General features: G+C 59.8%; 6 protein-coding genes. 1 reads left to right on the plus strand and 5 read right to left on the minus strand.

Annotated features, from left to right (window positions below; all coding sequences use genetic code 11):
- Positions 1-362: 362 nt before the first annotated feature.
- Positions 363-1,466 carry an aspartate-semialdehyde dehydrogenase gene (gene asd / locus ACK3CV_RS23670; protein WP_004930820.1) on the minus strand — a complete coding sequence of 368 codons (1,104 nt, stop codon included), beginning with the start codon at positions 1,464-1,466 and terminating at the stop codon, positions 363-365.
- A gap of 192 nt (positions 1,467-1,658) precedes the next feature.
- Here asd and ACK3CV_RS23675 point away from each other — a divergent pair, with 192 nt between their 5' ends.
- Positions 1,659-2,252 carry a YhgN family NAAT transporter gene (locus tag ACK3CV_RS23675; protein ID WP_004930825.1) on the plus strand — a complete coding sequence of 198 codons (594 nt, stop codon included), beginning with the start codon at positions 1,659-1,661 and terminating at the stop codon, positions 2,250-2,252.
- A gap of 30 nt (positions 2,253-2,282) precedes the next feature.
- On the opposite strand, the gene gntK is transcribed toward ACK3CV_RS23675, so the two are convergent.
- From gntK to ACK3CV_RS23695, 4 genes are all read right to left on the minus strand, one after another.
- A complete protein-coding gene (gene gntK, locus ACK3CV_RS23680; protein WP_033636338.1) occupies positions 2,283-2,810 on the minus strand; it encodes a gluconokinase in 528 nt (175 codons plus the stop codon).
- Between the two features lie 101 nt (positions 2,811-2,911).
- Positions 2,912-4,228, minus strand: coding sequence for a gluconate transporter (gene gntT / locus ACK3CV_RS23685; protein WP_033636339.1), 1,317 nt, complete (start codon positions 4,226-4,228; stop codon positions 2,912-2,914).
- A gap of 340 nt (positions 4,229-4,568) precedes the next feature.
- A complete protein-coding gene (gene gntR, locus ACK3CV_RS23690; RefSeq protein ID WP_004930833.1) occupies positions 4,569-5,564 on the minus strand; it encodes a gluconate operon transcriptional repressor GntR in 996 nt (331 codons plus the stop codon).
- Between the two features lie 299 nt (positions 5,565-5,863).
- The coding region (locus ACK3CV_RS23695; RefSeq protein ID WP_489009904.1) for an IS3 family transposase at positions 5,864-6,000 on the minus strand (137 nt) is incomplete at its 5' end.

A 6,000-nucleotide genomic window follows, 5' to 3' on the forward strand; every position in this document is an offset into this window, starting at 1 on the left:
CATTCGGTATCCAAAGCGTGATTGCGGTCGGTTATTGACCAATCTTTACTCTGCCGACCTGAATTTCGCTCTTTATGCTTATTTTTTGAAATATTTCAGTCATGGTGAAAAATTGTTCGCCCATGCGTTAAGCATAGCCAATGTCTGTTAAAAACTGCTCAGCATTGCTCAGGAAAATTCTTCATTAAGAAAACTGCCAGCCCGGCGGCTTCTGCATGCGGCGGCCGACGAGGAGATATGCGGGGTACAGCCCGGTGAAACGAGGCTTGCGGTGACGTTGCCCGACGCGGACGCGGCGAACAAAAAAGCGGAAAATAAGGCTTTAGGGGGCTGAAAGTAGCCAGCCCCCAGGAAGTGCGGGTTTACAGCAGAATACGCAGCATGCGGCGCAGCGGCTCGGCCGCGCCCCACAGCAGCTGGTCGCCCACGGTGAACGCCGACAGGTACTCCGGCCCCATATTCAGCTTGCGCAGACGGCCGACCGGCGTATTCAGCGTGCCGGTCACCGCCGCCGGCGTCAGTTCGCGCATGGTCAGCTCACGGTCGTTCGGGATCACGCGCACCCAGTCGTTGTGCGTCGCCAGCATCTGCTCGATTTCCGGCAGCGACACGTCTTTTTTCAGCTTCAGCGTGAACGCCTGGCTGTGGCAGCGCAGCGCGCCGACGCGCACGCACAGACCGTCGACCGGGATCACGCTGGCGGTGTTCAGGATCTTGTTGGTTTCCGCCTGGCCTTTCCACTCTTCGCGGCTCTGGCCGTTGTCGAGCTGCTTGTCGATCCACGGGATCAGGCTGCCGGCCAGCGGCACGCCGAAGTTATCGGTCGGCAGTTTGCCGCTGCGGGTGGCCTCGGTCACCTTGCGTTCGATATCCAGAATGGCGGAGGCCGGGTTCTGCAGCTCTTTCGCCACGTCGGCGTGCAGCATGCCCATTTGGGTCAGCAGTTCGCGCATGTGGCGCGCGCCGCCGCCGGAGGCCGCCTGGTAGGTGGCGACCGACGCCCACTCCACCAGATCGTTGGCGAACAGGCCGCCGAGCGACATCAGCATCAGGCTGACGGTGCAGTTGCCGCCGACGAAGGTTTTGATGCCTTTGTCCAGGCCCTGCTGAATCACCGCGTGGTTGACCGGATCCAGGATGATGATGGCGTCGTCCTGCATGCGCAGCGACGAGGCCGCGTCGATCCAGTAACCCTGCCAACCGCTGGCGCGCAGCTTAGGATAGACTTCGTTGGTATAATCGCCGCCCTGACAGGTAATAATGATATCGAGCGCGCTCAGCGCGTCGATGTCATACGCATCCTGCAGCGTGCCCTGCTGGCCGCCAAAGGCCGGCGCGGCGGAACCGTGCTGCGAGGTGGAGAAAAAGACCGGGCGAATGGCGTCGAAATCGCGCTCTTCCGTCATGCGTTGCATGAGAACCGAGCCGACCATTCCGCGCCAACCGATGAAACCAACGTTTTTCATAATATCTGTGTCCCGCCCGGATAAGGGCTTATTAGGTGATAACGAGTTGTGTGCAATATCTCCTCACCTTACAAAATGTCGGCGCGGGCGCAAAGTGAATTTATTCGATGGCTGGGGATTTCTCAGCAATCCTTCTTATAGGCAAGGACGCGGCCGTAAAGGCCGAGGCGTTTTCCCGATCACGAGGTCACCATGACAGAGATGATTTCCGCTACGGTATTGCTGTTTTTAATTATGGATCCGCTGGGCAACCTGCCGATTTTCATGTCGGTGCTCAAGCATCTGGAGCCGCGCCGCCGCCGGGTGGTGCTGATCCGCGAGCTGCTGATCGCCCTGCTGCTGATGCTGATCTTTCTGTTCGCCGGCGAGAAAATTCTGGCGTTCCTCAACCTGCGTACCGAAACCGTCTCCATTTCCGGCGGCATCATTCTGTTTCTGATCGCCATCAAGATGATTTTCCCCACGCAGGAGGGGAACAGCTCCGGGCTGTCCGCCGGCGAAGAACCCTTCCTGGTGCCGCTGGCGATCCCGCTGGTGGCCGGGCCATCGATTCTGGCGGCGCTGATGCTGCTGTCGCACCAGTATCCACATCAGCTGCCCCATCTGGTGGCGGCGCTGTTGATCGCCTGGGGCCTCTCCGCGGCCATTTTGCTGATGTCGAACCTGTTCCTGCGCCTGCTGGGCAGCAAAGGCGTCAGCGCGCTGGAACGGTTGATGGGGCTGATTCTGGTGATGCTGTCGACCCAGATGTTCCTGGACGGCGTGAGGGCTTACATGAAGCTGTAGGCGCCTGGCGGCGCCGACGACGGCCCGCGCTCAGCGGGCGGTGATGCGGTTGATGCAGGCGAGCGTGTCGGCGACCACGCCGTCCAGCGGCTGGTTGATGTCGATCGCCTGCACATCCGGCTCCTGCTCGCCCGGCTCTTCCAGCGTGGCGAACTGCGAAACCAGCATCTGCGGTTTGAAGAAGTGGCCCTTGCGCTGTTTCAGGCGCTCCTCAATCACCGTCTTGTCCCCTTTCAGGTAGAGGAAATGCAGGTTGCGATTGCCTTCGCGCAGGCGGTCGCGATAGCTTTTTTTCAGCGCCGAACACACCAGCAGCGACACCGGATTGGTGCGTTGCATGGCGAAGATGGCGTCGTTCAAGGCCGCCAGCCACGGGGCGCGATCGTTGTCGTCCAGCGCGTGCCCGGCGGCCATTTTGTTGATGTTGGCGCGCGGGTGCAGGTAATCGCCGTCCAGCATGGCGGCATCGGCCTCGTGGGCGACGGCGCTGGCTACGGCGGATTTGCCGCTGCCGGATACGCCCATCAGGATAAATACGTGATTCTGTGGATTACTCATTGTGTCATGCCCTTATGGGAACTGGCGCGAGCGCGCCAAATGCGTCCCGACTGATAAAGATACTCTGGAACGCCGACGCCCCGCAGGGCGCCGGATAAAGATTATACGACCGTCGCCAGCAGCAGGCAGCCCACCAGGCCGCACACCGAGATGATGGTTTCCAGCACCGACCAGGATTTGATGGTTTCCATGATGCTCAGGTTGAAGTACTCCTTGAACAGCCAGAAGCCCGGATCGTTAACGTGCGAGAAGATAACGCTGCCGGAACCGACCGCAATCACCATCAGCTCAGGGCTGACGCCGGTGGTGGCGATCAGCGGGGCGACGATGCCGCCGGCGGTGATCGCCGCTACGGTGGCGGAACCCAGCGCCAGACGCAGCGCGGCGGCGATCGACCAGGCCATCAGAATCGGCGAAACGTTGCTGCCTTCCATCAGGCCGGCGATGTACTGCTCGACGCCGCTGTCCACCAGCACCTGCTTGAAGGCGCCGCCGCCGCCGATGATCAACAGCATCATGGCGATGATTTTAATCGAATCGGTGATGGTGCCCATCACTTCATCCATGGTGCGGCCGCGGTTCAGGCCGAAGGTGAAGATGGCGATCAGCACGGCGATCAGGGTCGCCATCACCGGGTCGCCGAAGAACTCGGCGAAGCGCAGCAGGCTGTGGCCCTTCGGCAACACCATTTCAGCGACCGCGCGCAGCGCCATCAGGATCACCGGCACCAGCGACGTGGCGACGCTGACGCCAAAGCTCGGCATCTCCGCTTCGGTAAAGGTTTTCGGGTTGTACAGGCCTTCCGGCACCGGCTTATCGATGCCTTTCAGGAAGCGGGCATAAACCGGGCCGGCAAGGATCACCGTCGGGATCGCCAGCAGCGTGCCATACAGCAGGGTTTTACCCATATCGGCATGGAAGATGGTGGCGATGGCGGTCGGGCCCGGGTGCGGCGGCAGGAAGCCGTGGGTCACCGACAGCGCGGCGGCCATCGGCACGCCGACGTACAGCAGCGGGATGCGCGCGGAGGCGGCGATGGTGAACACCAGCGGCAGCAGCAGCACGAAGCCCACTTCGTAGAACAGCGCGAAGCCGACGGTGAAGCCGGTCAGCACCACCGCCCATTGAATGTGTTTTCTGCCGAACTTGTCGATCAGCGTGGTGGCGATGCGCTGCGCGCCGCCACAGTCCGCCAGCAGCTTGCCGAGCATGGCGCCGAAGCCCATGATCAGCGCCAGGCTGCCCAACGTGCCGCCCACGCCGGCCTTGATGGAGCCGATGACTTTATCGACCGGCATGCCCTGTGCGATCCCGACCGCCAGGGCAACCAGCACCAGAGAGATAAAGCCGTTCAGCTTGAAGCGGATCATCAGCAGCAGCAGCAGCGCTACGCCGCCTGCAACAATCACTAATGGCATAATTTTTCTCCAACCTTTTATCGCGACTCTCTTTACGATAGGCGTAAAGCGTGCGGTTGTTTTATTTTTAGGCTCTTTCCCGGTGTTTAAGAAGAGCTGTAGGTGTTGTTGAGTCAGAGGTTCAGTCTTGCAGCAAGATGACCGCACACTCGTTGTTACCGGTATCATGATACCGGTAACAACATGAGCGCCGGAACCGGGTAAGCGGCTAAAATTCGCGTTCTGGGACAGAGATCAAACTTATACCGGCAACGAGCGGCGGGCTTACAGGCGGGATAACCCGCGCGCCTCAGGGCGCGCTGCAAAAAGAAAGGGTGTTAAAACAGAACGTTAAAATGGCTCAGATACTGCCGCCGGGGATCACGGTGAAACCGACGTCCACCATACGCGGGCACACCGTTTCGCCGCGCAGCCGGGCCAGCAAGCGCTCGGCGCCGATCTGCCCCATGCGTTCGCGCGGCGTCAGCACGCTGGCCAACTTCGGCACCATCACCTGGCCGATATCATGGCCGTGGAAACCGGCGATCGCCATGTCCTGCGGGATCGACAGCCCCTGCCGCTGGCACTCGAAGGCCGCGCCGATCGCCAGGTCATCGTTGGTGCAGAAGATACTGTCGATCTGCGGGTAGTCGCGCTGCGCCTGGCGCAGCAGCTCGCCGCCTGCGGAATAGGAGGAAGAGCGTGCGGTCATGATGCTGTACGGCTCCAGGCCGGATTCGCGCATCGCCTGCTCATACCCCTGCTGTTTGATGATGGTACGTTCATCCTGTCGGGCGCCGAAATAGACCACGTGACGGTGGCCGTGCGCGATGATCTGCTGGGTCATCTGGCGCGCCGCCTCGAAGTTGTTGAAGCCCACCGCCAGATCGATGCACGGCGAGACGCAGTCCATCAGCTCCACCACCGGAATGCCCGCCACCTCGATCATTTTCAGGGTGCGTGGCGTGTGATGGCGCTCAGACAGGATCAGGCCGTCGATATTGTAAGAAAGCAGCGAGGTCAAACGCTCTTCTTCACGCTCCGGCAGGTAGCCATAGTGCGCCAGCATGGTCTGGTAGTTGTGCGCGTCGGTGACGCTTTCGATGCCGCGCAGCACTTCGGCGAACACCTGGTTGGTCAACGACGGCAACAGCACGCCAATCGCCCGGCTGGTGGCGTTGGAGAGGATGTCCGGCGCGCGGTTGGGGATGTAACCCAGCTCATCCAGCGCGACGGCGATTTTTTGCTGCAGGGCGGCAGAAACCTGGTCGGGATTGCGCAGATAACGGCTCACCGTCATCTTGGTCACGCCCACCTTGTCCGCCACATCCTGGAGTACCGGCCGTTTTTTCTTCATTATCAATGAACTGACTAACCGTGAATGGGCAGTCATTTTAGCAAAAAAAACGGCGGGCCGATATTGTCGGTTATGCGACGGCCAACGCAAAAAAGGGCTCACATCCGTGAGCCCTTCATACGCTAACAAAGGGGAAAAAGCGTGGTTTTTCCCCTTTGTGATTGTCAGCCGAAAATCAATAAATTGATTTTCCTTGTTTTTATATGCTGCCGGCTTTCAGTCGGGCAACGTCATCAGGCTTGTCGTTAACCTCAAGGGCTCACATCTGAACTGACCCCCAGAAGTTGGACAATGTAAATTCAGGCGGCATTCATGGCCTGGGTTCGATACTCTACCGGACTCAGGCCTTTTAGTTTCTCTCTGAGGCGGCTGTGGTTATAGTAATCAATGTAGTGCTCTATTTCTTTTGCCAAGTGTTCTACGTTATCAAAGCGTT

It is taken from the genome of Serratia sp. TSO36 (genome assembly GCF_057808395.1).